Source organism: Streptomyces sp. NPDC050528 (assembly GCF_044457795.1).
Taxonomy (GTDB): Bacteria; Actinomycetota; Actinomycetes; order Streptomycetales; family Streptomycetaceae; genus Streptomyces.
The window spans coordinates 15,886-42,664 of sequence record NZ_JBITHH010000009.1 but is presented as its reverse complement, the minus strand read 5'-3'; the positions used below and the strand labels follow the sequence as shown (position 1 = coordinate 42,664).

The 26,779-nt window shown below is 67.9% G+C and carries 19 protein-coding genes and 3 pseudogenes; 15 read left to right on the top strand and 7 right to left on the bottom strand.

The window, feature by feature from the left end; all coding sequences use genetic code 11:
• Positions 1–37: 37 nt before the first annotated feature.
• Positions 38–895, top strand: a complete 858-nt coding sequence (locus tag ACIBK4_RS29370) for a hypothetical protein (RefSeq protein ID WP_398999287.1) — start codon at positions 38–40, stop codon at positions 893–895.
• A 30-nt stretch (positions 896–925) separates the two neighbouring features.
• Here ACIBK4_RS29370 and ACIBK4_RS29365 read toward each other — a convergent pair whose 3' ends face one another.
• A complete protein-coding gene (locus ACIBK4_RS29365) occupies positions 926–1,381 on the bottom strand; it encodes an NUDIX domain-containing protein (protein WP_398999285.1) in 456 nt (151 codons plus the stop codon).
• Positions 1,382–1,727: 346 nt separating this feature from the next.
• Here ACIBK4_RS29365 and ACIBK4_RS29360 point away from each other — a divergent pair, with 346 nt between their 5' ends.
• Positions 1,728–2,435 (top strand): restriction endonuclease, encoded by a 708-nt coding sequence (locus ACIBK4_RS29360; RefSeq protein ID WP_398999283.1) that lies wholly within the window; start codon positions 1,728–1,730, stop codon positions 2,433–2,435.
• Positions 2,436–2,504: 69 nt separating this feature from the next.
• Here ACIBK4_RS29360 and aspS read toward each other — a convergent pair whose 3' ends face one another.
• Complete coding sequence (gene aspS, locus ACIBK4_RS29355) at positions 2,505–3,827, bottom strand: aspartate--tRNA(Asn) ligase (RefSeq protein WP_398999280.1); 1,323 nt, start codon at positions 3,825–3,827, stop codon at positions 2,505–2,507.
• Between the two features lie 921 nt (positions 3,828–4,748).
• Between aspS and ACIBK4_RS29350 the strand changes: the two are divergent.
• From ACIBK4_RS29350 to ACIBK4_RS29325, 6 genes and pseudogenes are all read left to right on the top strand, one after another.
• Positions 4,749–5,387, top strand: a pseudogene (locus ACIBK4_RS29350) (ScbR family autoregulator-binding transcription factor); the annotation flags it as partial.
• Between the two features lie 308 nt (positions 5,388–5,695).
• The gene (locus ACIBK4_RS29345; protein ID WP_399000059.1) at positions 5,696–6,967 is read left to right on the top strand and encodes a CHAT domain-containing protein; all 1,272 of its coding nucleotides are present in this window, start codon (positions 5,696–5,698) and stop codon (positions 6,965–6,967) included.
• A 1,129-nt stretch (positions 6,968–8,096) separates the two neighbouring features.
• Positions 8,097–9,677 (top strand): annotated as a pseudogene (locus tag ACIBK4_RS29340) (hypothetical protein); the annotation flags it as partial.
• Positions 9,678–11,432 carry a CHAT domain-containing protein gene (locus tag ACIBK4_RS29335; RefSeq protein WP_399000057.1) on the top strand — a complete coding sequence of 585 codons (1,755 nt, stop codon included), beginning with the start codon at positions 9,678–9,680 and terminating at the stop codon, positions 11,430–11,432.
• 133 nt (positions 11,433–11,565) lie between these two features.
• Complete coding sequence (locus tag ACIBK4_RS29330) at positions 11,566–12,753, top strand: hypothetical protein (protein WP_398999278.1); 1,188 nt, start codon at positions 11,566–11,568, stop codon at positions 12,751–12,753.
• Positions 12,754–13,629: 876 nt separating this feature from the next.
• Positions 13,630–15,138 carry a CHAT domain-containing protein gene (locus ACIBK4_RS29325; RefSeq protein ID WP_399000055.1) on the top strand — a complete coding sequence of 503 codons (1,509 nt, stop codon included), beginning with the start codon at positions 13,630–13,632 and terminating at the stop codon, positions 15,136–15,138.
• 585 nt (positions 15,139–15,723) lie between these two features.
• Here ACIBK4_RS29325 and ACIBK4_RS29320 read toward each other — a convergent pair.
• Complete coding sequence (locus tag ACIBK4_RS29320; protein ID WP_398999276.1) at positions 15,724–16,101, bottom strand: MBL fold metallo-hydrolase; 378 nt, start codon at positions 16,099–16,101, stop codon at positions 15,724–15,726.
• Positions 16,102–16,197: 96 nt separating this feature from the next.
• Complete coding sequence (locus ACIBK4_RS29315; protein WP_398999274.1) at positions 16,198–16,332, bottom strand: hypothetical protein; 135 nt, start codon at positions 16,330–16,332, stop codon at positions 16,198–16,200.
• Between the two features lie 151 nt (positions 16,333–16,483).
• On the opposite strand from ACIBK4_RS29315, the gene ACIBK4_RS29310 reads away from it, so the two are divergent.
• The gene (locus ACIBK4_RS29310) at positions 16,484–17,791 is read left to right on the top strand and encodes a helix-turn-helix transcriptional regulator (protein WP_398999272.1); all 1,308 of its coding nucleotides are present in this window, start codon (positions 16,484–16,486) and stop codon (positions 17,789–17,791) included.
• Positions 17,792–17,910: 119 nt separating this feature from the next.
• Here the strand turns inward: ACIBK4_RS29310 and ACIBK4_RS29305 are convergent, their stop codons facing one another.
• Complete coding sequence (locus ACIBK4_RS29305) at positions 17,911–18,123, bottom strand: hypothetical protein (protein ID WP_398999270.1); 213 nt, start codon at positions 18,121–18,123, stop codon at positions 17,911–17,913.
• Between the two features lie 82 nt (positions 18,124–18,205).
• On the opposite strand from ACIBK4_RS29305, the gene ACIBK4_RS29300 reads away from it, so the two are divergent.
• Positions 18,206–18,385 (top strand): hypothetical protein, encoded by a 180-nt coding sequence (locus ACIBK4_RS29300; RefSeq protein ID WP_398999268.1) that lies wholly within the window; start codon positions 18,206–18,208, stop codon positions 18,383–18,385.
• A 74-nt stretch (positions 18,386–18,459) separates the two neighbouring features.
• On the opposite strand, the gene ACIBK4_RS29295 is transcribed toward ACIBK4_RS29300, so the two are convergent.
• Complete coding sequence (locus ACIBK4_RS29295; protein ID WP_398999266.1) at positions 18,460–18,663, bottom strand: hypothetical protein; 204 nt, start codon at positions 18,661–18,663, stop codon at positions 18,460–18,462.
• Positions 18,664–19,242: 579 nt separating this feature from the next.
• Here ACIBK4_RS29295 and ACIBK4_RS29290 point away from each other — a divergent pair.
• The 5 genes and pseudogenes from ACIBK4_RS29290 (at position 19,243) to ACIBK4_RS29270 (ending at position 25,214) form a co-directional block, all read left to right on the top strand.
• A complete protein-coding gene (locus tag ACIBK4_RS29290) occupies positions 19,243–20,823 on the top strand; it encodes an MAC/perforin domain-containing protein (protein WP_398999264.1) in 1,581 nt (526 codons plus the stop codon).
• Between the two features lies 1 nt (position 20,824).
• Positions 20,825–22,066, top strand: a complete 1,242-nt coding sequence (locus tag ACIBK4_RS29285) for a hypothetical protein (RefSeq protein WP_398999262.1) — start codon at positions 20,825–20,827, stop codon at positions 22,064–22,066.
• A gap of 154 nt (positions 22,067–22,220) precedes the next feature.
• Positions 22,221–23,057: a trypsin-like serine peptidase gene (locus ACIBK4_RS29280; protein ID WP_398999260.1), complete on the top strand. Its 837-nt coding sequence runs from the start codon at positions 22,221–22,223 to the stop codon at positions 23,055–23,057.
• Positions 23,058–23,524: 467 nt separating this feature from the next.
• Positions 23,525–24,410, top strand: a pseudogene (locus tag ACIBK4_RS29275) (DUF5655 domain-containing protein).
• 168 nt (positions 24,411–24,578) lie between these two features.
• Complete coding sequence (locus ACIBK4_RS29270) at positions 24,579–25,214, top strand: hypothetical protein (protein WP_398999258.1); 636 nt, start codon at positions 24,579–24,581, stop codon at positions 25,212–25,214.
• A 620-nt stretch (positions 25,215–25,834) separates the two neighbouring features.
• Here ACIBK4_RS29270 and ACIBK4_RS29265 read toward each other — a convergent pair.
• The gene (locus tag ACIBK4_RS29265; protein ID WP_398999256.1) at positions 25,835–26,764 is read right to left on the bottom strand and encodes a hypothetical protein; all 930 of its coding nucleotides are present in this window, start codon (positions 26,762–26,764) and stop codon (positions 25,835–25,837) included.
• Between the last annotated feature and the right edge of the window lie 15 nt (positions 26,765–26,779).

The following is a 26,779-nucleotide window of genomic DNA, read 5'->3' as shown; positions in this document are numbered from 1 at the left end:
TGGGATCCGGCTCCGCGTGGTTGCTACGGTCCCGCGTATGACGCTGCCTGTGCCTCGTGCTGTTGATCTACGCAGAGAATCGCTTGACGGCGTGCTGGACCGTGTGGAGCGGTCGCTGCAGGTGCGTCTCGACCGGGAGACGCTGGTGCGCAAGCGCCGAACCGTCGGGGCGCGGACGGACCGCGGGACGTGGGTGCGCATCGAGCGGCGGGGGTTCGACCGGATCGGTGCCCAGGGGTGGAACGGTCCCGAATCCGCCGCTGTCCTGAGCGGGGTCGTCATGCCCTGGTGGTACGCAGGGTTCGCATGGCGTGAGCCGGGTGAGCCGGTGATGTGGCGGGCGGATGAGATGGAACTGGTCAACGCCGCGCCGGTCGGGCAAGCCGCTCTCGTGATCGAAGACCCTCGTCTCCCGGATGCGTGGTGGTCCGCGCTGAACACTTCGCTGGACGCGCTCGCTGCCCAGTCCGCACCCCGCATCGCCACACCTGACACCGAAACCATCACGCAGGAGCTGGTGACGGCAACCCTCGGGAAGGTCTTTCCCGAGGTACCCGACACCACGGTGGCGGAGTGGCGGCCGGCGCATGCCGACCTGACGTGGGCGAACGTGACCGGCCCGGAGTTCTGCATGATCGACTGGGAGGACTGGGGCACGGCGCCACGAGGGTTGGACGCGGCAACTCTATGGGGCCATTCCCTCGCCGTCCCGGACCTGGCGGAGCGTGTGTGGAGCGAGCGCCGGCCGGACCTGGAGAGCAGGTCCGGCCGGCTGATGGCATTGTTCGTCTGCGCGAAGGTCGCAGGACCGCACGCGCACCCCGAGGATCCCCGGCTGGAGCCGGCCAGGAGGGAAGCCGCACGGCTCATTGCTGAGCTTCACGCCTCTGGATGACGGCCCTGCGGCAGCTGCCCGGACTGACCGTCATCCGGCCTCTGGCCAGCCGTCGAACGAAAGGATCGGGCCTCCGTCCAGGTACCGTTTGACGGCGACCAGGGTGGTGTGGGTGAAGGGTTGGGGAAGGTCGTCCGGAGGCACCCAGGCGATGGTGTCGTGCTTGTGCGGTTCCGCATTGTGGGGAGTACCGCTCCACTCGTTGGTGTGGAAGACCAGGGCCATGAACATCCCCGGGGCCTCCGCTCCCCAGGAGCCATGGACGACGTGGACGAGGCGCAGGTCCGCCTCGGCGGCCACGACGCCCGTCTCCTCCTTCAATTCCCGTACCGCGGTCGCGGTGATCGGTTCCCGGGGTTCGCCCTTGCCGCTGGGCACATCCCACTCGCCAGGCGCGAAATCCAAGTGGCAGCTCCGCCGCAGGGTGAGGAGTCTGCCGTTGTCAGGATGTGTGACGAGAACGGCAGCGATGAGCCGCGTTGTCATCGGTTCGCTCTTCCACCGGGCCGTCGGCTGACCGGACTCAGTCAATCGCGTTCCTCCGAACGAACTCAACGCCAGGGAGCGATACGCCCAGTGCGTGGGCTCGGTCAGTGTGCCTCAGAAGCCGCATGGTCCGCCTCGACGTTTCGCGGCACGAACTCTCGCTGGTCGTCTTTCTCCACGCAGCGCGCCGCTGACGGCAGGTGCCGAGCAGATGCGCTCAGCATGAGCGTCAGCCGTAGCTGACCGACCTTCGGAACGTTCGCCACTGAGGTGGCTGAGAAGGCCCTCTTGGCCACCTGTCGGACCGCTTCCACACTGTCCGGAAGATCACGAAAGAGGGGGCGCGATGGCTGCGAAAAAGAGACGCCGCAGTAAGGTCACACGACGCCGCGAAGCCAAGCAGCGCATCGGTTTCGCGGCGGTCGTCGTGGCGGCGGTCCTGTTCGTGCTGTGGCAGTCACCCTGGCTCCTGATCATCATCTTGTGCGCTACCGCGCTCGCCGGCCTGGGATGGGTGCTGTGGAAGGCGCACCGGCGGGAGCGGACGGGGGACCGCGTCTGGCGCGAGCAGAACCGGCGCATGGAACTCGAACGCTCCATGGTCTCCATCGACGCCATGAGCTGGCAGGACTTCGAGCATTACGTTGCCGAACTGTGCCGCCGCGACGGGTGCACCAACGTCGCCGTCACGGGAGGCTCGGGCGATCTCGGAGCGGACGTCGTTGGCACACTTCCCGATGGCCGGCACCTGGTGGCCCAGGTCAAGCACTACGTACCCCACCGGTACGTCCCCAGCGGGGACATGCAGAAGTTCGTCGGCACCGCGAAACTCGAACACAGAGCGGATGTGGCGCTGTTCGTCGCCACCTGCCCGTTCGGGAAAGCCGCCCGAGATCTCGCTGTGCGGCACGACATCATCGCCGTCAACCGCGACCTGTTCGGCGCCTGGAACAGCGGCGCACCCCTGGAATCCCTACTCCCACTCAACGGAGCCGGTGACGGACCGCGCCGCAAGCCGAACACCACCCGCAAGCCGGAGGCGGACACCGCATAACACTGCCCGGGTGGCGGTGCATACCTGGCTACCCCGCCACCCGGGCACCTCACTCCTGCGTGAACGTGCCTACGGGGTCAGGCGGTTCGGGCCGCGGAACAAGAACGTGACCTCACGGATCGAGTCCAGCCCGAGCATCACCATCAGCACCCGGCCCAGCCCCATACCCACACCGCCATGCGGCGGGCAGCCGTAGCGGAAGGCGTTCAGATAGTCCTGCAGCGGCTCGGTGCTCATGCCCTTCTCGGCGGCCTGCTTGACCAGCACGTCGTAGCGGTGCTCGCGCTGCGCGCCGGTGGTGATCTCCAGGCCCTTCCACAGAAGGTCGAAGCTCAGCGTCAGGTCCGGCCGGTCCGCGGGGCGCATGTGGTAAAAGGGCCGGATGCTCGTCGGGTAGTGCGTGATGAACACGAAGTCGTGGCCCGTCTGCTCCTTGACGTGCGCCGTGACGCCACGCTCGCCCTCAGGGTCCAGGTCCTCCTTCACCCCCTCCGTGTCCCAGACCTTGCCCCGCAGGATCTCCTGGGCCGCGGTCATGGTGATGCGCGGGAACGGCACCCGAGGTACGGCCACCTCGACCCCGAACGCCTCGCGGATCGCTTCACCGTGCTGTTCGGCGACTTTGGCCAGGCCATGCGCGAGCATGCGTTCCTCGAAGCCCATGACGTCCTCGACGTCCGTGATCCACGCCAGCCCCACGTCCACGCCGGTGAACTCCGTCGCGTGCCGGGACGTGAACGACGGCTCCGCGCGGAACACAGGGCCGATCTCGAAGACCTTGTCGATGCCGGCGGCGATCGCCATCTGCTTGAAGAACTGCGGCGATTGCGCCAGGTAGGCGGAGCGGCCGAAGTAGCCGAGCTCGAATACCTCGGCGCCGGACTCCGAGGCGGTGCCCATGAGCTTGGGGGTGTGCATCTCTGTGCAGCGCTGGCTGTAGGCGTACTCGCGCATGCCCTGCTCGAAGGTGGTCTGCGTCGCGAACAGCAGCTGTGTCTGGCGGCGGATCCGTACGTCGAGGAACCGCCAGTCCAGACGGTGCTCGCTGCCGGTCTGCTCGTCGATCGGGAGCGGCGTCTCAGCCCGGTTCAGCACCTCAACGCTTTCGGGGATGAGCTCCAGGCCACCGAGCTTCACGATCGCGTTGTCGACCACGCGCCCGGTGATGCGGACTGCGGACTCGGTGGTCAGCCTTTCCAGGGCGGCCTCGGTTTCGTCGTCCTCACCGCCACGGCGATGGGTGACCTGCACCATGCCGGTGTGGTCGCGTACGACCACGAACTGCATCTTGGCCTGCAGCCGGAGCGTGTTCACCCAGCCGGAGACAGAAACGGTCTCACCTACGTGTTGCCGCAGCTCAGAGACCAATACACGGCTAGTCGTGTGGATCATCGCAGCCCTCCAAGGGGCGTCGTCATGATCCCTTGGGAGCGTGGGCGAGAAGGGTACTCGTGGTGCCACCACGCCTTTGCCACCGCCAGACAGCGGCGGCCTCATTCATGCCGGATGACGGGGGCCAGCCGGCGGGGCATTAGGCCACAGGGGCCGCTCCTCCCCGCGCTCAGGAGGGTCTTCACCAAAGGGCGCGAGACCGCCTTCACAGCTACCGGCAGCTCTCTCTGCTCGCGTGATCCCTCGGCTACTCGTTTCCTTCGACGCGTTGCAATCCAGGATAGGAGGGCGTCAAATGCGGCTGCAACAAGTGATCAGACGGGTGCTGCTCTGCCAGAGTGACCAAGGCGATGACGTCGTATCCGTCCTGGTAGCGGGCGTGGATCCGGTGCCTACAAAGAGCCCTACCCGGGTGGGGCTGCGGCAGTAAGTTGTGCCGATGATCGAATCCCTGCCGCCCGGCGGCGCTGTGCACGATGTGGACGAATCGGAGGCCCGCTGGGCGGACGCCTGGCGTCCGGAACGAGTCGCGGAGCGGTTGGACGGGGTCGGTGCGCCCTGCGTCGCGACCGGGTGCGCGCTGGAGCTGTTCCGTGGGAAACAGCCGCGGCTACACGGCGATCTGGAGATCGCGGTGCCCGCGGCGGGGTTCCCGGATTCGGCACAGCTTCCCCGAGTGCGTGTTTATGGAGGAGTGAGGTTTTACTGTTCGGCGATCATCGACATCGGGCCCCGGGGGTTCACCGATCATGAGCTGGCGGAAGATATCAACGGAGGCGATCCATCAGGGGCCCTTCCGCCCGCCGAGACGATGGACGGGCGGATGAGTCGGCTGCTGGCGCGACACGGTCAGATACCGTGTCCACGGAGCAGGAAACCAACGGCACGACCCGCTCTTTTAGCGCCAGGAGTGTCCAGCCAATGTCGAGGCAGTTACGCGCCGACCAGACCCGCACTGCGATTGTCATAGCCGCAGCTGATCTGTTCGACCGTCGCGGTTACGAATCCACCAGGCTCAGTGACATCGTCGATCACGCCCAGGTAACCAAGGGCGCTTTGTATTTCCATTTCGCCTCGAAAGAGGACCTCGCCTTAGCCATCATGGAGATTCAGTCCAGAGCGTTCCGCCAGGTTGCGAGGGAAGTGGACGACGCGGGGTACTCCTCGCTGGAGGTGCTGATACGCACGACTTTCGGCCTCACGCGCCTCGCCGTGGAGAGCCCGGTTCTCCGGGCCGGCCTGCGCCTCGCCACCGGGGGCGTGGTGATACGCCCGCCACTGCGGGACCCCTTCACCGAGTTGCTCGACATCGCCACCCGCACACTCCACGGCGCCGCCGCGCAAGCCGACATCCTCACGGACGCCGACATCGACGCCGCGGCCCACTCTCTCGTGAGGTTCTTCGTCGGCACCGTATTCGTCGGTCGCTCCCTCGACCCCGTCGCGCAGGAGCCCCGCAGGGTTGCCGAGATGTGGCACCTCATGATCCGCGGCTTGGTCCCGGTGCCCCGCCGCGCCCGCTTCCTCGCCCTCACCAACCGGCTGGAACGGGATGGGCGCGAGGTCACGGTCGACTCCGCTCCATCAGCGGTGTACGCGCGGGCCGGGACAGGCGCAATCACGTCGTCGACGCTGCCCCCCTGGCCGGTGACCACCCCGACTTCAGGGACGGGACGTTCAATGGCCCCATTGCCAGCGAGAAGGATGACCCCCCGGAACGGCGTCGGCTGAAAGCTGAGCTCGCCGAGCAGGCACCACCGGGGCGCGAGGTACCGCTGCAGGTCCAAGTCACCTGCGGTGGCGGCAAGGCAGGTGCACTCCTCCGGGAGTTCGAGATACCGGCCGAGGGGGCTCGGCTGTTGATCACGGTGCACGCGCCGGGGCTTCTGGCGCTGGGTGACTTGCAGCAGGAAGTGCGGGTCGAGGAAGGGCGGGACTCTGATGTGCTCCGCTTTGGCCTACGTACCGTCCGGCCTGGGTTGCATTCGGTCACGGTGCGTGCGTTCAGAGGGGGGTCATTTCTCGGGGAGTTGCGGCTGCAGATCTCGGTCGAGGCGGACGTACCCACCCGTGATGGAGCGCCGCGCACGGCACCGCTGGACTCACTCGCCTTCGACCCGGGCGAGGTGACGCTACAGGTACTCAAAGCCGCCGACGGTTACAGTTTCCAGTTGTTCAGCGAGACCAGCTATGCCCCGGCGTTCCAGCTGAAGGCCGGCGACCCCCGGCAGGCCACGGAGAACATCTACCGGGAACTGCGCAGGATCGCAGCGGTGGCCGGCGTCGGCGCGGATGCCCAACAGGTACGCAGACGTCTGAAAAACCTGGGAGTAGCCCTTTGGCGAGCTGCTGTACCCGACGCGGTGCGGGGGCAGTTCTGGCGGGAAGTCCACAAGGTTCGCGCTTTCACCGTGCTTGGTGAGCACGACGTAGTGCCGTGGGAGTTGTTGTACCCGCTCGACGGAACACAGCAGGGCGACGGCTTCCTCGCCGAATGGCTTCCCGTGGTACGTCGTGTCCACGGTCAGGAGCGGGTTCGGCAACTCCTCCTGTCCCAAGCCACTTTCGTCGTACCACCCGGATCGCCACCCGAGGCGGAGCGCGAGGTCACCGCTCTGCGTGCCCGGTTCGGTCCCGCGATGGGCGACGGCGGCATCCTGACCCGGGGCGCGGAGGTCCAGAGCCGCCTCGATGAGGGGCTGGCCGGACTGTTGCACTTCGCGTGCCACAACGCGTTCACCGAGGCCGGTTCCCAGGTCAGCATGGCTGACGGCCCCTTCGACCCACTGGACCTCGCCACCGCACAGGGATCCCGTGCCTTGAGCGCCACGTGCCCACTGGTGTTCTTCAACGCCTGCCGCAGCGCTGGCCAGATCGATTGGTACAGCGCCTCCCTGGGCTGGGCACCGCAGTTCCTCGAAGCGGGCGCCGGGGCGTTCATCGGCACCTTGTGGCCCGTGCGTTCGGACTCTGCACTGGCCTATGCGGACGCCTTCTACACCCACCTGGTCACCAGCGGACTCCCATTGGGGGAAGCGTCGATGAAGGCCCGCCAGGCCATCCGGAACCATGATGGCGACCCCACGTGGCTCGCCTACGCCGTGTACGGGAGTCCCGCCGCTCGCGCCACCCTGGTGTGACCACGGCCCCTGACGTGGTGGCGCGGAGTGAGCGGGTTCGCAGGAAGACCTGCAGCGGCGGCAGAAACGGAAGATCGCCTGCGAGTGAAACCGAGCACCGACCACTCTGGAGCCGGAGAGGCGAGCATCGCGGGGTAGCCCTGTGCACAGCCCCGGACTACGAGCTCGTCCGCAGTTAACGCACCGAGCGCGAGTAGACAGGTGTGGTTTGCGTAGCGATTGGTCGGAGCGCCGCGTAGCGAAGTGCTTCCCGAACTAGCATCGTGGCTCGGCAAGTTCAGGTGGGTCGCTGTTCACCCATGGCGCCTGGTGTGGCTTGGATGGTTGGGCACGTCCAAGCGAACTGATCGACGCGAAGGCAGATCGGGTCAGAGTAAAGCGTGTTCGGGGGAGGTGGCCCATGTCGGCGATACGTCGACGGTGGTGGCGGGTGGGAAGGATCTCGGCCCAACACGACGCCACTGGCATCGGCGAGGCTATCCGCACGCCAGTTCCGTCCGGGAGCACGCATCTCGTCGCGGTCGTCAGCGCGCAAGGCAAAACCGGAAAGACCACGACGGTTGCCGGCCTTGGCGCCGTGCTTGCTTCCGAGCGGGACGACCAGATCATCGCGGTGGATGCCAATGACGGCATGCTGGGCCGTCTTGCCCCCGCCCTCAACAACGCGGTGACTCTGCGGGACTTGGCCGCTCGCCTCGCCGAAGGCGGCTTTGACATAAGGGAGTTCACCTCCCGTGCGCCCTCCGGCCTGGAGATTCTTGCGGGCGCCGCGGTCGCCACCGCACCGAGCGAGCCGCTCGACGGGGTGTCCTACAGTGCCCTCCTCACTGCCCTCAGCTCGTATGGCGTCGTCCTCACCGACTGCGCTACTGGAGCGGATGGGCTCACTACCTTTGTCGCGCTGACCGGGGCTGACCAGCAGATCTTCGTCAGTAGCCTGTCCGAGTCCAGTCTGGCCGCCACCGCTCACGCACTGGCCACGTATCGCTACCTTGCCGATCACACTCACCTGGTCCTGACCGGTGTGCGCGACCGCGACACCATGGCCGATGCCCGCGAAGCTGCCGAGTATCTGGGCGGATACTGCCGCAGCGTTGTCGTCGTGCCGTTCGACGAACGGCTCGCGGACGGTGGCCGCGTGGATCTGGAGGGCATGCAGGACGCAACCCGGGACGCGTACCGCGAACTGGCGGCGGTCGTCGCAGAAGGATTCTCACAGACAAAGCGCCAGCCTCCCGGTGAGCCGGGCACGGACTTCGACACCCTCCCCAAGGGACCGAAGTCGGGGCCCGCCCCGTATCCAACGGTGGGCCCGCCCCAGTGGCCTGGCAGTGCCGGTGGCCTTCTCGGCGCCGGGGCCGCTGCGCGCGGCCAGGTCGGTGCCGGTCAGGGCCCGCGGGCCGCGCTGCCCGGCGCGGGCGGTGGACGTCCCGGTGCTCCGGGTGGTGCGTATGGGCCGCAGGGTCCGTCGGCGCCGCAGGGCTTCGGTGACGGTCGCCAGGACACCTTCGGTGGCGGGAACCCGCAGCAGATCGGCGCGGTTCCGTCGCCGCATAAGAACGAGGAGGTCGAGCCGCCGCGCGGTGGTGGCCGGCGCCGCGGGCGCCAGCCGCAGCTTCCGCCGCGTGGTGGTGCGCGTTTCGAGCAGGCGGATGGCAACCAGCGCCCCAGCTGGAGCGACGAGAACGCGCAGCCCCCGCTGGGCCGCGGCAACCTCGACGCCCAGCTCGGCCACGACGAGCGGGACGCGGAGCAGACCTCCCGGATGCCGCGCGTCGACGACCGTCAGGGCCCCGGCTCCACGCCGGAGATGCCGGTGGCTCCCCGGCCCGACGCGCAGCAGGGTCCCGCAGCCACCTCGGAGTTCCCCCGCCCGGACCTCAACGCTCCGCGTCAGGGTGCGAACACCTCCCAGAACAGCGGGCAGTTCCCCCCTCCGGGTGCCCACAGGCCGCAGGACACTGGGCAGTTCCCGCAGTTCCGGCGTCTGGGCTTCGACGCTCCGCTTCCTGACGCGAACACCCCGCAGAACGGTGGCCAGTTCTTCGGTCCGACCAGCCAATCCGACACGGGCCAGTTCGCCGCTCCGCAGGTGTACGACGGCAGCTCCCCCGGTCAGTTCGCGACGCCGGGGTACGACAACGGTTCCACCGGGCAGCACAATCTGCCGGGCCGTCAGAATCCGGCAGAACCGTCGACTCCGTCGACCAACGGGCAATTCGAGCGCCCGCAGGCGAACGGGCCCCCCAACGGTGCCGACTTCGGCGCCCTGCAGCGTCCCACCCGCCAGCAGCCCGAAGCGCTGCCGCCTGCCACGGGTCCCGGTGACGGCAGGACGCCGCTGTACGACGCACTGGAGACCAACTGGTTCCACGGCCAGCAGGCGGAACAGCAGCAGGGCAACGGCTCCGCTCCCGCCCCGCAGCCGCAGGCACCGGCAACCCCCCAGCGTCCCACGGACGGTGCCTGGCGCAGCTCGCCGAACGACGACCTCGTTCGGCAGGCAGAGCGCGTACGACAGCCGGCTGCGGGCGACGTCACCACCTCCGGCCTGCCGCGCCGGGTGCCCAGGGCGAACCTCATACCGGGCACGGCTCAACAGCAACAGCACCAAACCGGTCCGCAGGTCTCCCGTGCGCCTGACGACGTACGCGGCCGACTGACCAATCTCCGTCGGGGCATCGCACAGGGGCGTAGTGCAGCAACTGACATGAACGACCAGGGTTTCCCTGCTCTGGCTGAGGCTCGCCAGAACACGGAAGATGGGGGTCTCGACAGCGCCGGATCGGGTTCAGAGCGTCCCGGGAATGAGTTTGGGCCTACTACGCGCGGAGCTCCGTCCTTCTCACCTCGGTCCTACGGCGATCAGCAGCCGATGTCCCCCGCGATGACCCAGCCAATGGCTCCGATCCGCCCGCAGGGCCCGTCCCCGTCACCGATGCGTGGTTTCTTGATCGATGAGGATGACGACGAGTCGGCACCTATCGCCCCCGCGGCAGGAGACGATGGGCTCTCCGAACCGCACCACCTGATCGCTGAACTGGCGGAGCAAGCCGCCCCGGACCGAGAGGTCCCGCTTCACGTACAGATCACCCGAGAGCCCGGCCAAGGGCAAGGCAGTGTCCTCATACGCTCGTTCCACGTGCCCAAGGAGGGTGCGCAGCTGACGATAACCGTCACCGCGCAGGGCCTGCGCGCACTGGGGGACCTCACGCAGGAACTCATGGTGTACCCGGGCCGGGACTCCGATGTCCTGTACTTCGGCCTGCGCACGATGACATCGGGCCTTCACCACGTGACGGTCCGCGCCTTCCACAAGGGCACGTATCTAGGAGCGGTGCACCTCCAGATCTCAGTCACCGAGGGTGGGGTGACCAGGGACGGGCCCCAACGGCGCGCGGTATTGCCGGGCATCGCCTTCGAACCGGGAGAGGCCACGCTGCAGGTACACCGCGCCGAGGACGGCTCGTTCAGTTTTCAGCTGCTGAGCGAGACCTGTTATCCGCCTGAGCTGTTCCGTTACCGCGGTGGCGACCCCGCCGAGGCGACCGAGCAGATCTACGATCAGCTGCGCGAGGCGGCCAGCCGGGCCGGACGTGCTTCGTCTGCCGACGCGGCCGGGCTGCGAAAGCGTCTGAAGAACGAGGGCGTGCAGTTGTGGTCGTCGGCCGTTCCGGAGGCCGTACAGCGCCAGTTCTGGGAACAGGCCGACCGCATCACTTCTTTCACGGTGCTGGGTGAACACGACTTCGTGCCCTGGGAGTTGCTCTACCCGCTCGACGCGGATCACGACAACGGCTTCCTCGCCGAGTGGCTGCCCGTCGTGCGCCGCGTCTTCCGTCAGGACCGCGTCCACCGGATCAACCTTCCGGGCGCGGCTTTCGTCATGCCGCCGGGTTCACCGGAGGAGGCGCAACTTGAGATAAACGAACTGCGCGATCTGCTCGGGCCGGAAGTGGCGAACGTCGGAGATTTCACCGAACGCGAGGCACTCACCAGCCTGATCGAGGGCGGTCACGCCGGCCTGTTGCATTTCGCCTGCCACAACGGCTTCTCCCGCTCCGGGTCCCGGGTTCACATGGCTGACGGCCACTTCACACCCCGCGACCTTGCGACCGCCGCGCAAACCCACAGCCTGCGTGCCCAGCAACCACTCGTGTTCTTCAACGCCTGTCGCAGCGCAGGTGAGATTCCCTGGTTCAGCGACACCCTCGGCTGGGCCCAGACATTCCTGAAGGCCGGGGCCGGCGCGTTCATCGGCACGCTCTGGCCGGTCCGGTCCGACTCTGCCATGCGGTTCGCGAAGACCTTCTACGGACAACTCCTCGACGCCGGACAGCCCTTGGGACAGGCTTCACTCGCGGCCCGCCAGGCCATCAGGGACCTCGACGGCGACCCGACCTGGCTCGCGTACGCGGTATACGGGAGCCCCGCGGCCACGGCAACGACCCGAAGGGTTTCCTGATCAACGAGCGCTACCGCCAGGCGAGTGGGCCGACGTCCGCACAGCCGATGTTCTCCGCCCGGCGCGATCCGCGCCCATTGCCCCAACACCTCGCGTCAGGACAACCCAGCTATCCGCGAAGGAGTAACTTCTCATGACAGATAAGGTCTTCGTCATCCACGGTGTCGCCAACCGTGACCGCGACGACTTCACTGCCGCCGTCGCGGCCCTCCAAGCCGCCACGGGAACGTCCATGGTGCCGGTGTACTGGGGCGACCTCGGAGCCGAGGACCGCTTCATCACCGCGGCCCTTCCCACCCGGGACGCGGCATACGCGCCCGCGATCGGACCCGACGGCGTGCTGCGCGACGAAGCCCCCGATGCCCTTCCGCCCTATTTTTTCCCCGACGAGTCGCGCACGGCCGACCAGTTGGAGATCATCGACGCCGTACTGCGTGAGGAACTGGATACCGACTCCGGCCCCCTGCGTGACAGCCCGGGCTCGGGTGGCCCCACTCCGGACGACATCATGGACTGCCTTGCTGCCGAGTGGCAGGACACCCGTTGGCTCAGCCGCGTCGACGACCCGGCCCTGCTCACCGAGACCGGCCGCGCCCTGGCTCAGGTGCTCCTGGACATGGACATTCAGGACTACGACGGGCACGGATACGACGGTCTGCGCAGCGAGCCTGGCTCTCCGGGACGCCTGCGCCACTTGGTGCGGCGACGGCTCCGCGACCTCGACCGGGTCGCGGGCGCGGCGATCGGCGCCGTCGCAGGCCGTATCAACGACGCCGTCCGCACGCGCTTCGGACCCGGCACCACGCGTTTCCTGGGCGACGTGCTGGTCTACCAACGTCACCGCGATGCGATTCACGCCCGTGTCAGGGCCCAGGTGGATGAGGTCGACCCGAGGCTGGGGCGCAGTCCGGAGCACCCCGTGCGGGTGGTCGCCCACAGCCTTGGGGGCGTCATCGCGGTGGACATGGCCACCGCACAGGATCCCCTGTGGACCGACCAGCTGGTCACCTTCGGGTCCCAAGCGGCGTTCTTCCATATCTGTGACCCACGCGGTGGGCAACTCCTGCCCTACTCCGGCTATGCGCCGGTCCAACTGCCCACCTCACTCAGCCATTGGACCAATCTCTGGGAGCCGTTGGACATGCTGGCGTTCGCGGCCTCCCAGGTGTTCCGGCTCAGCGACGGCAGTAGCCCAGTCGACCGACCTGTGCCGCACTCCGCCAGTACCGGTCTGTGGACTCACTCCGTCTACTGGGACCTGCCCGATGTCGCCGCGACCATTGCCGAGGTCATGAAAGGTGTCTCGGCGACCGCTCCCTGACGCCGACATGCAGAAAGGCGAAGCATGACCGAGGACAAGGATGCGGCGGCTGGAGGCGCGCGACCCGCGGGCCCGTTCTTGCGGGAGTACGTGCCGACAGGCATGTATCGGCATGCGGCCACTGGCCGGGCATTCGTGCTCTTCTACCCGACCGGCGGCTACAGCGTGGTCACTGTCTCGGGGACCCGGCACGTCGGCAAACGGACGGTGCTGGCCCGGCCGTACAAAGTCTGTGAGATCGCGCTCGGTACCTTCGTGACAACGATCCGGATGGAGCTGCCGGCCGCTGGCGCCACTGCCTTCTTCAAGGCCGAGGTGGACATCAAGTGGACGGTCACCGACCCCTATCTGGTCGCCGTCGAGGTTGTCACAGATGTCGGCGAGCGGCTCACCGCGCCGGTACTGGAGCGGCTGCGCGAGGTCACCTCGGCCTACGGCGTGGCCGAGGCCGAGCAGGCCAACCGAGCCATTTTACGTGAGTACGCCAATGGTCGCTGGTATGACCTGGGCGCCGAACTCGGCCTGCGCGTGCGGCTGTCCGTCCGGCTGGAGGCGGACAGCCACACGGACGAAGACAGGGACATGCAGCGGACCAACCTGGCCCAGGCCGAGCTATTGATCGGCGGGCGTCAGGATGCGCTCCGACTCATGCGGCAGCTTCAACGATTCGAGCGGCACAGCTCCATGCTGGCCGCCGAAAATGCCCATCAGGATACGGCAGTTCAGGACCCGGTGTCCCTCGCCGAGATCGAGTTGTGCGGAGAACTGATCATCGCGGCGTCGGCTGCCCGGGAGGACCGGCTCAGCCTGGAGGCCATCGACGAGGTACTCGGAGTGGCGGGCCGGCGGGCCGCCTCCCGTGCAGACCCGCGTGACATGGCCAGCGGTCCGCCGTCGCTTCCGCCAGTGGCAGTCCGCCGTACAGACGGCGGCTCGATGGAGCCGCGGTCGCTGGTCGCGGAGCTGGCCGACCAGACCTCGCCCGGGCGCGTGGTACCCCTGCATGTGCAGATCGTCCGAGGCAATGGAAGGGGAGGGTCACTGCGTCCTTTCGCTCTCCCGCCTGAAGGGGCCCGGGTGTTGGTCACGATTCACGCTCCTGGTCTAGTGGCCGTCGACGACCTGCAGCAGGAGTTGCACGTCAGACCCGGTCAGGAGTCGGACGTACTGCGGTTCCGGTTGAAGGCTCCGACACCGGGACTGCACCAGGTGACCGTGCGGGCATTCCGGGGCGGCACCTTCCTCGGCGAAGTGAACTGCCAGATATCGGTGGCCCACGGCAGCGTCACGGTGGACGGTTCTCAGCGTCACGCACCGCTGCCATCCATGGCGTTTGATCCCGGAGAAGTCACGCTCCAGGTACTCAAGGACGAAGCGGCCGGCACCTTCAGCTTCCAGCTGATCGGTGAGACGTTCCACGCACCTGAGGTCTTTCACTTCCGCGCCGGTGACCCTCGCCAGGCCACCGAGCGGATCTACGCCGAGTTGAGGAACGCCGCGAAGGCCGCCACGACCGGCGGGGGCGACAGGGACGCGCAGCGTCTGCGGGACCGCCTGCGCAATCACGGCGTACAACTGTGGACCGCCGCGGTTCCGCAAGCCGTCCAGAGCCAGTTCTGGGACGAAGTCGACCAGGTGACGGCCTTCACGGTGCTGGGGGAGCACGACATCGTCCCTTGGGAGCTGCTGTATCCCTTGAACGAAGGGCAAGAAGACAGAGGATTCCTGGCCGAGTGGCTCCCCGTAGTGCGCCGTGTGTTCGGGCAGGACCGCGTCCGCGAGATCGCCCTGCCGGGCGTGGCGTTCGTTGTTCCGCCGGGCTCCCCTGCCGACGCAGGGGAAGAAGTCAGGTCCCTGCGTGCCCTGTTGGGCGCGAAGGTGACCGATAACGGCGTACTGACCGAGCGGGCGGCGCTGACCGCTTTGATCGAAGGCGGGCATGCGGGCCTGCTCCACTTCGCCTGCCACAACGCGTTCACGGGGACTGGCTCGTGCGTGACCATGGCCGATGGTCCCTTCGACCCCATCGATCTGGCGTCGGCGGCACAGTTGCGTGCCCTGCGCTCCGAGCGTCCTCTCGTGTTCTTCAACGCCTGCCGGAGCGCTGGCGAGATCGACTGGTTCGGCGAGAGCCTGGGGTGGGCACCGCAGTTCCTCAACGCGGGTGCGGGCGCGTTCGTCGGCACCCTCTGGCCGGTGCGGTCGCAATCCGCTCTGCAGTTCGCCGAAGCCTTCTACGACCAGTTGATCGCCCGTCGGCAACCGCTTGGCCAGGCTTCCCTTGCGGCACGGCAGACCATCCGCGATCTGTACGGCGGCGATCCGACGTGGCTGGCTTATGTCGTGTACGGCAGCCCCGCAGCAATGGCCCAGACGACCGCATAGAAAGAAAAGAAGCAGCACGTGACGAAGACGGCCAGTTGGAGCCGTTAGCGCCGATCAACGGGTTCGACGTATTAAGACAAGCTTTGGCCCCGCGCATTCGAAGGTCCGTATCGCCAAATCAGAGTAGTTCAGAGAAGTCGGGCACGGCCGCGTGCGGATAGTCCACGGTGACGCCGTCGGGCCGCTGCGCTTGATCAACCCTCAGTTCGACGCTGTTTCGGGGACCACCGGCGTAGAGGAGTCGGCTTCCCGTCCGGTGCCATCTGCCGTCGCTTTCCATGCCCAGGGCTCTACTGGCCGGAGGTGACTGTCCATCTGCCGGTCAGCGGCAGGCAAGCTACGAGCCGTTGGCTGCCCAGGAGGGGGAGGTGTGAGAGACCACGCGGGTTCCCGTGTCATCGCCGAACTCGGCTTATCTATCAATAGGTTCACGGTCGGTGGGAGGTTCGTCCGCCGTTGGAAAGAGGTCGCGGGTGTGGAAGCTGTAGCGCGCCAACTCGGTGCACCAGCGGCGGTAATGTCCGACAGCCAACGGGATGGGCTGCACGGCCTCCAGGTCTCGTAGGACGCCGGGCAGCACACGTGTCAGGCGCTCGTAGGGCGACTGGCGACGGTCAGAGGCGTGGTGTGGTCGAGGCGGTGAACGGTGAAGTCCAGGACGGCGATGGCGTCCGTGACGGCGCCCGGAGTCGTCATGCCGGTGTACACCGCGACGGTCCTCGGCAGGAGGTCGAGTGAGGGCAGGTGGAAGTGGTCCAGGTGTTCGTGGCTGAGGATCACCGCGTCCGGCGCCGGCATCGCCGTCACGTCGATGCTGCGGGGCGGCCAGATGGAGAAGCCCAGGTTCCCAGCGCCGAAGCCTTCGGCGAGGATCGGGTCGAGCAGTACCGTGGACAGGCCGTCGGTGATGTGCCACGTCTGGTGGCCCAGGAACGTCAGTTCCAGCCCAGTGGGAGCGGCCATGATGCGTCTCCTCGTGCGTGGTCGTGGATGGTGCGGGCCGTGAAGCGGCCGGGGACGATTACGGCGTCCCCGGCCGCCTTCACCAGCGGGCGCGGGTCACCGGTGGTAGGTGGTCGGCGCGTGGCTGGTGGCGCCGGTCGCGGCGAACGCCTGCACTCGGCGCTGGAGCGTCCGTACCGACTCCGCGTTCACCACCACCGGCGGCGGCGCGGCCTTCTTCGGCTCTTTCATCGCATACCTCCTCTCCCGTCTCCAGGCCCCGCCCCGTGAGCGGGGGTCTGCGGGAAGTGCAGCTCAACTGTTCGAGCGGGAACAGGAGTTGGGTGTAGTGCCGCCGTACGCGCAGTACGCTTCCGGTCACGCAGGATGATGGGATGGTCCCGTGGACGACCTGATCCGCCACCCGCTCGCCCATGCCCGGATCGAGCGCGGATGGTCCCAGCCCGAACTCGCCCGCCGGATACAGCGGGCCGCCCTCCGGCGCAGACTGCGCTCCGGCACGGACCGGGCACGGATCTGGGCCTGGGAGAACTTCCGGGCCACCCCTGACGACCACTCCCAGATGCTCCTCGCCGACGTGTTCGAGATCGACCAGAGCCTCGTTGCCGCACTCGGCTGGCCGCACTGGCTGCCGGGCCGCGACAACTCCATACCGATCGGGCCCCACAGCACCGTTCCCGCCCTTCGAGAGGCCCTGCGAGCATCCATGGACCGCCGCACGTTCGTCGCCTACACCTCCGCCGCCCTGGTCGGCCTCGCTCATCAGTGGGCCGCCACCGAACCCCGGGCCCTGGCCGCCGCCCTGGACGGCAAAGCGGTCGACGCTGAACTCGTCGATCTGCTGGAAGCCACCGGGGACAAGCTCACCGGCCTCGTCACGGAACAGCGCCAGCACACGCGTACGCTCCTGGACGCCCACCTGACGACCGTCACCGACCTCATCGACGGGCACAACTACACCGAACCCGTCGGCCGACGCCTGCACGTCCTGGCGGCACGGATGTCCACGACGGTCGGATGGCACCGCTTCGACCAGGGAAAACACGCTGCGGCCGGCCGCTTCTGGCACGGCGCCCTGCACAGCGCCCACGCCTCCGGCGACCGCGACCTCGGCGCCGGCGTCATGTCGGACCTTGCCTACCAGGCCACCTGGCTCAAGGACCCGAAGACCGCGGCGGAGATCCTCGAAAACGCCGTCGCGCGCACCCGCCACCCCACCGCCCGCTCCCTGCTGTACCTGCGTCTCGCACGCGCCCAGGCCGCACTCGGCGAGGCACACGCCTGCCACCGCTCCCTGGCCACTGCCGAACAGGAGTTTGCACGGTCGGCGGGCGAAGCACCGGCGTGGTGCGCGTGGATGTCCCCGGCCGACCTTTTGGTGGACTCCGGCCAGTGCCTGCGCGACCTCGGTCAGCCCGAGCGCGGCCACCAGCTCATCGGCGAAGGGGTGAAGCTACTGCCGGGCGCACGGAGGAAGACGGCCGTGGTGTTCCTGAGCTACGAGGCCGACACCCTCCTGGAGGCCGGCGAGGTCGATTACGCCGCCGCCACGGCCCAGGAGTCTCTCCGGCTGGCGACACAGATCGGCGCCCCGCGCTGCGTCGCCCTCGTCCACGACATGCTGCCCGCCTTCCAGAAGTACCGCGGAGCCGAACGAGTCGACGAATTCCTCGAACTCGCACGGCCCTGATGGCATGGGAGCAGTCAGCCGTACCGAGGCCAGCGGTAGTTTGGGAAGCGATATCGCGCTCGCCGGTCAGGGATTCAGCCCGAAGAAGTCTGCGTCGCACTCATGGATGTGAGCGGCCATCACGGGATCATCCTTGATGCGTTGCTCCACAGGATGAGCCGTCCGAGGGTCCAGTTCACCGTCTCGGGCGCCGGCAGCTCCAGCCCGTAGACCAGCTGTGCGATCTCGCGCTTGCCGCCCGCCTCCGTCGTGTACTTGAGGATCGACAGGAAGCGATCGGGCTGCATCACGCAGAGAACCCGTGTGAGGAGAGCTTCCTTGAAACCGGTCATGGCGAACGGCTTCGCACCCGTCAGCAGGTGCTGGAGCCGGTCCGCGAGCGGTATCTCGGCGGGTCCGTACAGGAGGTACTCGATGGTCTGGCGGGTCGACTCGCCGGCCGCCGCGTCACCTACGGCGTTCCAGGCGGAGTTGAAGGTGGCCTGGTTGCCGGGATGGGCTCCGATGTCGGAGTTGGCGAAGTCCTTGAGGGCCCTGGGGTCGCATGTCCCCAGCCCGTCCGGGGAGAAGATCTTCTGGTACTTCGCCCAGTAGGTCGCGACCTCGGGTTCGAAGTCGGGCCTGGTGGCGAGGAACTGTGCCTTGAGCCGGGTGGCGCGCTCCAGCCGCTAGCCTTCGACTTCCTCGGGTTTCGGGAAGCGGGTCTTGAGGTCGTCGAAGGAATGGGGCAGCCGCTTCTGGGGCGAAGCGGGCTCCCCGTGTTCCCATTCGTAGCCGCACCGGTGCCTCACCACCCGGCGTCCGTCGTCGAGGGAACGGACCGCCTCGATGTCGTCGTCTTTGCTGCACAGTGGGCACATGGCCAGACTCATGGCTCTCCCGTCCCAGGTGGCGTTCGTGCTCCGCCGTGAGCCGACACGCTCTTCACCCAAGGGGCGCATTCTTGCATCCGGCTGCGGAGGCTGGCTGCGGGTCTGTCTCTTGGCGTCAAGTGTGCGCAACGCCGAAGGGGCGGCAGATCGTTGGCCGTCCGCCCTCCGGGTGCCTGCGATGCGTGCACGAAGCCGGCGTGGACGTGGCCCGGCGCATGCTTGGTCATGACCTGATCCTCAGCCGTGTGCATACGTGGGACGGGCCTGTTGGTCCTGCCGTAGCCGGTGTCGTGGACGTATCTGGTGCGTAACCCCGGGTGCGTCTGCGGCCGGTCATCTGCCGTAGTCGGCATGGGACGGGGACGCCCTCTGCCCGAGTCATCTCCCCAGGTGGGCGCGGCACTCCCGCGGTTGGCGCTCAATGCCGCGTGGCCGGGCGGTCGGCTGTCTTTCCCGAATCCGGCTGTATCAGCGGGATCGGCGGCGGCTCCTTCCCCTGGCGGCCGACAAGCCGCCGCGTGAGCAGGACGGTGCGGGCCGATCCCGGGCCGTCCGCAAGTCTCGTCCTTGGGGGAATCAGTGACCAACGAACCAACTGTCCAGGATCTGCCGTTCCTGTCTCAGGCGAACGCCCTGGGGCAGGGGTTCGACGTCTACGGCGTCTATGGCGCCGAGAGCCTGCTGCGGCCGATCTTCGACCTGGACGACACGCCCACCAGCGTCTTCACGTTCCTGGGCAGGGACTACCAGATCCCGTCCATCGTCCGCGGTGTGCAGGACACCTCGTCCACCTACAACAGCGGCACCTTCACCTCGCGTGAGGGCTTCCAGAGCAAGGTGGCGGTGTTCGCCGGAGTGGAGGGCAAGTACGGCGAGTTCAGTGGGGAACTGAAGGCGGCGTTCGCCACCGACTACGCACGCAGCAGCGAGTACTACTACTCGTTCAAGAACTTCTACACCCGGCTCGGCCACCTCCAGCTCAACCCGGACACCACGTTCCTGACCGCGGACTTCAGCCAGGCGGTCGGCAAGCTGCCGGACACGGTGACGGCCCAGAACCTGCCCGTCTTCGCCGACTTCTTCGCCCAGTTCGGCGGCTACTACACCAGCCAGGTCTCGCTCGGCGCCTCACTGGAGTTCTACAACGGCGTCAGCAAGTCCACCACCGACACCGTCGCCCAGATCAGCGCGATGCTGGAGGTGCAGTACACCGGGCTGTTCAGCAGCGGCACCATCTCGGCGGGCATCCTGGCCAGCAAGGAGTGGAAGACCTACGCGGAGAACTCCACCCTGTCGATCGCGACGACGGGCGGCGACGCCATCGGCGCCGCGCACCTGCAGTCCGTCGACGCCCGCAATCCCAGTGCCAAGACGGTGGACGCGTTCAACGGCTGGCTGGAGACGATCAGTGACAACCCGGCGGTGTCGGAGTACAAGCTCAACGGCGTCTGGAACCTGTGCGGAGACAAGAAGGCGGTCGTGCAGCAGGCGTGGGTGCTGTTCGGCAGGGCCATGCACCCGCGGATCACCATCGAGGCGACCAGCCCGGCCGCTCAGGCCCCGACGATCACGCTCGGCTACCAGGTGAAGCCGTCCACGCCGCCGGACACGCTGTCCGGCTGGCAGATGGCGATCCTGGACCGGCGCGATGTGAGCACACCGTCGAAGGTGGTGTTCGACCGCTACTACACGTTCGACAGGAACTGGCCGGCATCGTTCCAGAAGGTCTACCAGACCATGGCCCGCGACATCCGCGAGTCGGGGCACGCCGACGAGAACCACATCCTGGTGGCGTGCGCCTTCGGCCTGAACTACAACTGCTCGCCGAACAGCGACTTCTACGGCCTGCTGCGCTCGGCTGGCGGCGGCGAGACGCTGCAGCGCTGGGTGCAGAACGCCACCCCGGGCAGCAGCAACGCCAACAACGCCTGCTACGCGCTGATCGGCGTGTTCGACGAAGGCGCCGACAGCGGGCTGGAGGCGTTCTCGTCCGGCTGGGACAAGACCGCCCGGCTCAACCTGGACGCCTATTTCTACCGGCTGGCCTACGACAAGCCGTACACGTTCGGTCCGGCGCCGCTGCCCACCGAGGCACTGCCCGCACAGACACCGGCCGGTGACGCACCGGCCGCCGGATCGGCCGGGTCCGCCGGGGCCTGAGGTGGCCCCGCCGCGCCGGCCGCGCCGGCGGCTGCTGGTGGTGGGGGAGTCCCAGCGGTACACCGGGTACGCGCGGCACGCGGCGGGACTGCTGGGCGAGTTGGCCGACCGGTGGGACATCCACCAGTTCGAGGTCCGCGACGCAGGACAGCGCATCCCACGGCCCTGGCAGGTGCATCGCAGCCAGGTGGAGGGCGACAGCTACGGACTGGCCCAGATCCCCGGGCTGGCCGACCGTCTGGCGCCGGACGCGCTGCTGTTCCTGCACGATGCCTTCCTCCCCGGCCTGCACGCCGAGTGGCTGGCCGGCCGAGGGGGCAGGCCGGCCGTGGCGGCGGTGCAGGTCGAGCGGTCGGCCGACGTCGTGGAGATCGCGCCCTGGTTGGACGGCCTGGATCTGGTAGTCGTCCCCCACGAGCCGGCCCGCGCCGCGCTGGCCGCGACGCGGGGGTCCGGTCCGGCCCTGCATGTGGTGCCGCACGGCCTGGCGACGGCTGGGTTCCCGACCGCCGGCCCGGTGCAGACCAGGGCCGGGGCCAGGGCCCGGCTGTGGCCCGGCCGTCCCGACCTCGCCTCGGCCTTCATCGTGCTCAACGCCAACCGCAACACCGGGCGCAAGCGGATCGACCGTACATTGGCCGGGTTCGCCGGGCTGGTCCGAGCCGGGCACGAACACGCCTGGCTGGTGCTGCACATGGGGCGGCGGGACTTCGGAATCGACGTGATCGCCACCGCACGACGGCTCGGAGTGGCCGACCGGGTGATCTGCACTTCGGCGGACGACAACCATCCGGACGTCGACGACGCCACACTGCGACGCCTGTACCGCGCCGCCGACGTCGGCGTGAACACTGCCGACGGGGAGAGCTGGGGCTTCGTCGCGTTCGAGCACGCCTGCGCCGGCGCCGCGCAGATCGTGCCCGGGCACGCCGGACAGCGGGCGATCTGGGGCGAGGCGGCCCTGATCCTTCCCACCGGCGAGGACGCCATGCCGGCCGCGCTCACCACGGCACTGCTCCGGCTGGCCACCGAGCCGGCCACGCTGCACGAGTACGGCCTCCGGGCCCGTGCCCGGGCGCTCGACCCTGCGCTCGCCTGGCCGACCGTGGCAGCCGCCTGGGACCGGCTGCTCCACGACGCGATCGTCCGGCGCCGTACTTCGGCGGACAACGGATGTGGTCACGCCGTGGCCGGTACCAGGAGAACCGCGTCAGGGACGGGAACGGCGATGCCTGAAGCCTGATCTCGGCTACCGGCCGTCAGCCAACGGGACGGTGAACAGCAAGACGGCGAGGCGCTATGCCGGACGAGACACGACGATCTCGTCCGGGGGCCATATGTCCGCCGCGCCCGCCAACACCACCACGGAGAAAGACTCAGCGGAAGGAACACTTCTCATGTCGACGACACACACTGCGCGAGCCCACCACGAGCGCTGGCTGGAAATCAGCGAGTACTGGACCACCGAGCGGATGGCCGCGGCCATACCGGAAGACGTGCCCACCATGACCGAGGAGACTCCCGCGCCGCCGTCCGCCCTGCCCGGCGCATTCAAAACGACCCTGGTGCAGAACCCGGCCACCAGCTCCTACTACCGGCGGGCAGGTGCCCTGTTCTACGTCCGCGAAGGAGTGGACCTTCAGGGCAGCGCGTCGGCCATCACCCACAACGGCATCCTGACCGCCGCTCACTGCCTGTACGGGAGCAAGGTGCGCAAGTATCCGACCAAGGCGGCCTACGTGCCGGGTTATCGGGACCTTCAGGAGCCCTTGGGCCAGTGGCCCCTGTTCGGTGAGCCCGTCGTGCCCGACGCGTGGAAGGCTCAGGTCAACCGGGCCTGGGACTACGGATTCAGCAAAGTCGGACTGGGCGGCAAGAACGGCTTCAGCGTGCTGGGCAACGTGACCGGGCACTTCGAGCTCCTCGTCGACCGGCCCGAGCTCCGTGAGTGGGACGTCCTCGGCTACCCGGCGGTCGCCGTACCCGGCTACCTGTTCGACGGGCATCGGATGTGGAGCTGCCAGGGCGGCTTCACCCGCCAGCCCGCCCTGAACACCATCGGGAAGGAAGGGAATCTGACACCGGGGTCCAGCGGTGGCCCGTGGCTGGTCCCCGGGCACCTTTACGCCAACGGCGTGCAGAGCTATGACGACGGCAATCTCCCCGGCGAGAACTTCTCGCCCTACTTCGACAGCGACGTGCTGAAGCTGTACCGGAAGGCGTTCCAGTCCTGACAGTGCGGGCACACGACGGCCGATCACACCCACGAGTTCGCGCGGCATTCCATCCGTCGGGAACCGTTGCCGTCGCGTAGTCGGCGAGGCCAACTCCCTCTCCAGGGGGGGCGGGGCCGCGGCGCTCGCTTCAGGCGAGGGTGAAGGCGCGACGGAGCTGGTCTGCCAGGGCTTGAAGGTGTTGGCAAACTGGCAGGGAATACCGCATAGAGGAGGCGCTTGGACGGCACCTGCTCTATCCACTGAGCTATGGGGGCTGATCTGCGAAAACGCAGCTTCCTAGCGCTGTCCCCCGGGGCGCGGGGGACGCATGGGGGAATCTTGGATTCCCTGTGACCGGGGGAGGCAGGCGTTCCCCCGGCCGGGCCGCGTACAGCGTCTCACATTGTCTTCACGCCTCTGCAGGCTCTCCCGGAAACATCCCGCACCCCATCGGCGTTGGTGATCTCCGAGCCGAGGAGGGGAAGGTGTCGGGCCTGAAGCTGTTCCGCACGACGAATGGCGGCGTGACTGAGTTGGCGCCGCGGCTCGCTGAGGTCGAGGTGCAGGGCCTCGTCGAGGCGCACACGGAGACTCTGCCGGGCGTCCGGTTCATGGCGAGCGAGTGCAGCACGGGGCCGGTGCATGGAGGCCGGATCGATTCGCTTGGGCTGGACGAGTACGGCTCGCCGGTCATCGTCGAGTACAAGCGTGGTGTCGATGCCGGCGTCATCAACCAGGGTCTCTTCTGCCTGGCCTGGTTGATGGACCATCGTGCCGAGTTCGAGCACCTGGTCCGCGACCGGCTCGGGGTGACGGCCGCGTCCCAGGTCCTGTCGAGGCGGACCGCGCCTGATCTGCATTGCAGGCGACTTCACCCGCTACGACGTGCATGCCGTGCGCGAGCATCGGAGGTCGATCGACCTGGTCCGCTACCGACTCTTCGGCAGCGACCTGCTTGGCCTTGAGGCCGTGGCTTCCGTGAGCGGCGGCATGCAGGTGGCCCGCCGGACGCGGCGCCAGGCGGTTGCCCAGGCGGCGGCTGACGTGCGGAACGCGTCGATGGTGGAGTTGGCGCGCGCGGTCGACGAGGCGCTGCTTGGGCTCGGGGACGGTGTGAACCGTGTCGAGCGCAAGCAGTATCGGGCGTACCAGCGGCTGCGGAACTTCGCCTGTCTCTGCCCGCCGCAGCGCAGCAAGCTGTTGGTCTACCTGAAGGTCGACCCGAAGGACGTCGACCTCGTTCCGGGCTTCACCCGGGACGTGTCCGGGCTCGGCCACCACGGGACAGGAGATCTGGAGGTTCAGCTCCGTACACCGAAGGACGTGGAGCGGGCGCAGGATCTGTTCCGGGCGAGCTACGCGGCGGCGTGATCGCCTGTCGGCCTCATGGCCGTGCTTGCTTCCTAGCTGCTCTGTGGTCGTAGAGCGGTGCCTTTAGACGTGCGGCAGGGTGTGGCGGTGGACTACCAATGGTGCGCGGGATCGCCGGTTTGGCCAACCGGCGATCCCGCGCGGGAGCAACTCCCGTCAAAATGGAGCATGGACACGTCTTGGCTGGGCGTCGCAGGGGCAGCTGTAGGTGCGGCCGTCGCGGGGATCGTCGGGGTGGTGCAAGCGCAGGTGCAGCGCAGAAGCCAAGCTGAGGCGCTCGACCGTCAAGCGGCCTACCAAGACCGGAGCGAGGAGCTGAAGTTCGCTCTCGCACGCTGGCAGTGGCATGCAGATCTACGTCGTCAGTCGTACATCGACTGCTTGATCACGGCAGAGAAGTACAGCAGGTTCGGGCGCGTCTTCGAAGAGATATCGGCCTCGCTGGTGGAAGGTGCCCCGGAGCCGATCCTGCCAGCCGCTGACGGTGAGGATTTGGCGTCATTCGTCGCCCGATTTCGGAGCCAGTACGTGGAGGAATTCGATCTCACCCAAGTTGTCCGCCTGGTCGGTCCGCCGGCCGTGGCGCATCAAGCACACAGGCTGATACGAGGGATGGGCACCTACTTCGACCTGGCCGAGAATCTGGCGCGGGATGCGCAACATCAGCGGCGCCGCTCCCTCAGCGAGCACGAACAACTCAGAGAGGTCTTCAGGGCGTTCCGCAGGGAGCTCTCGTCATTCCTGGAGGGAGCGTCTGTAGACCTGACTCAGGTCCCACCTCCATCCCGCACGCTTCCGGGCTGAGTCGTCAAAGAACTCGCCTGAGGTGGCACCGTGTTGTACGGCAGGCGGGGAGGAGCAGGAGTAGCCGCAGACCACAGTGACTGGTGGCGGGGAGGGCGGAGTACGACGTCGGCCGGGTCAGCCCTGACGGCTCTGCATTCCAAGGAGCGGCACGGGAGCTGGCGGTGGACGTCCTGGTGGTCCTGCTGCGGACGGGCCTGCCGCCCTTCGATATTTGGGGTGGCCGTCGACGACGCCGCGAGCGGCATCACCCTGTAGATCGCTTGCGGCCGGAGTACGGCGGTACGGATGGCCTGGCTCGCAGGTTGCCCCGACCGGCCGATGTCCGTCACCGTCGCCCGCAGAGCGCGACTCCGGCCCGCCGCCAGGGGGAAAGCTGCGGGGCGGAACCACTTTCGTCGTGTCACAGCCACGGGCTGGACATATGGTGCGCCGACGAAATTCGCCGGCAGACGGCCCTGTTCGCGACGCCGGACGCAAAGCGGTCTCCGTCCCGCGCGTTGCGCGGGACGGAGACCGTTGTTCGGGCGCCAGGGCCAGGGCTCAATGCCGAACAGACTCTGCGGGCATGCCTCCTGACTACCGGCGGGCATACCCGCAGAGTCTGTTCTCGGCGAGCTTCACACTCTGTGGACGGGGAAAGCGATCAGTCTTTCTCCTGAGTTCCGCAGCGTGTCGGCAGCCTGCGCGACCGCCTCTGGGCCGGTCAGCCCCATGGTCTGGGCCAGTCGTCGCCAGGTCACCGCGTCCGGAGCGTGCTCAGACGCTCCTGGGTACGTCAGCCGTTCGAGTGTCTTACCTCCAGGGCACTCGTGCGATGCCAGTGCCAAGGGTTCGTCAGTGGTCGTGAACCGGACCACCCCGGCCGAACTCCGGTCCGCCCGCGCGATCTCGCCGTCGGGAAAGGTCGCCACGTACCCCTCGAACCCCAGCGCTCCCGCGCAGGCCAGTGACAGCACGTCCGAGCAGTCCTGCACGACGACGGTGGCGAACTCGTGGGCGGCGGCCTCCTCGATGCTCGATTCCCGGGCCGAGGTCAGCCCGGACACGAACTCCCAGTAGCGCGCGGCGGATTCGGCGGAACCGTCCCCGGCGCCCACGAGACAGACGGTGACGTCGTCCAGCAGCGGCAGCAGCGCTTCTACGGCGTCCCCGGACCTGCCAGGTGGCATGAGCCGGGGCTGCGCCCCGCATGCGCAGCGGTACGGGCCGCCGACCGACACCACCTCGACACCCGGGTTGCTGCGCTCCCGCAGGAGCGCGGCCAGTACGCCGTGGGCGGCCTTGGTAGGCAACTCCGCGTCCAGGAGCACCAGTTCGAGTGGTGTCTCCTGTGCCGCCTGGACCCAGTCAAGGTCCGGGGGGAGTTCTTGGAGCAGGGCGGGCGGCAGGTGTATGACGCCGTCCTCTCCGCCCGCCCGGGCGCCGACGATCTCGCGCACGACCTGGCCCTCGTTGCCGACCAGCACGACGGTGGACACCTGTGGGCCTCCGTCGTGTGGCCGCGTCAGCGCCACGGCCACGAAGTCGCCGAGGCTGTTGCCTGCCATGACGTGCATCTTTCC

Excerpts from the sequence above, each read along its gene's own strand:
- ACIBK4_RS29370 (WP_398999287.1), top strand. The coding sequence starts at position 38 with ATGACGCTGCCTGTGCCTCGTGCTGTTGATCTACGCAGAGAATCGCTT.
- ACIBK4_RS29365 (WP_398999285.1), bottom strand. The coding sequence starts at position 1,381 with ATGACAACGCGGCTCATCGCTGCCGTTCTCGTCACACATCCTGACAAC.
- ACIBK4_RS29360 (WP_398999283.1), top strand. The coding sequence starts at position 1,728 with ATGGCTGCGAAAAAGAGACGCCGCAGTAAGGTCACACGACGCCGCGAA.
- aspS (WP_398999280.1), bottom strand. The coding sequence starts at position 3,827 with ATGATCCACACGACTAGCCGTGTATTGGTCTCTGAGCTGCGGCAACAC.
- ACIBK4_RS29335 (WP_399000057.1), top strand. The coding sequence starts at position 9,678 with ATGAACGACCAGGGTTTCCCTGCTCTGGCTGAGGCTCGCCAGAACACG.
- ACIBK4_RS29330 (WP_398999278.1), top strand. The coding sequence starts at position 11,566 with ATGACAGATAAGGTCTTCGTCATCCACGGTGTCGCCAACCGTGACCGC.
- ACIBK4_RS29325 (WP_399000055.1), top strand. The coding sequence starts at position 13,630 with ATGGCCAGCGGTCCGCCGTCGCTTCCGCCAGTGGCAGTCCGCCGTACA.
- ACIBK4_RS29320 (WP_398999276.1), bottom strand. The coding sequence starts at position 16,101 with ATGGCCGCTCCCACTGGGCTGGAACTGACGTTCCTGGGCCACCAGACG.
- ACIBK4_RS29315 (WP_398999274.1), bottom strand. The coding sequence starts at position 16,332 with ATGAAAGAGCCGAAGAAGGCCGCGCCGCCGCCGGTGGTGGTGAACGCG.
- ACIBK4_RS29305 (WP_398999270.1), bottom strand. The coding sequence starts at position 18,123 with ATGACCGGTTTCAAGGAAGCTCTCCTCACACGGGTTCTCTGCGTGATG.
- ACIBK4_RS29300 (WP_398999268.1), top strand. The coding sequence starts at position 18,206 with ATGGTCTGGCGGGTCGACTCGCCGGCCGCCGCGTCACCTACGGCGTTC.
- ACIBK4_RS29295 (WP_398999266.1), bottom strand. The coding sequence starts at position 18,663 with ATGAGTCTGGCCATGTGCCCACTGTGCAGCAAAGACGACGACATCGAG.
- ACIBK4_RS29280 (WP_398999260.1), top strand. The coding sequence starts at position 22,221 with ATGTCGACGACACACACTGCGCGAGCCCACCACGAGCGCTGGCTGGAA.
- ACIBK4_RS29270 (WP_398999258.1), top strand. The coding sequence starts at position 24,579 with ATGGACACGTCTTGGCTGGGCGTCGCAGGGGCAGCTGTAGGTGCGGCC.
- ACIBK4_RS29265 (WP_398999256.1), bottom strand. The coding sequence starts at position 26,764 with ATGGCAGGCAACAGCCTCGGCGACTTCGTGGCCGTGGCGCTGACGCGG.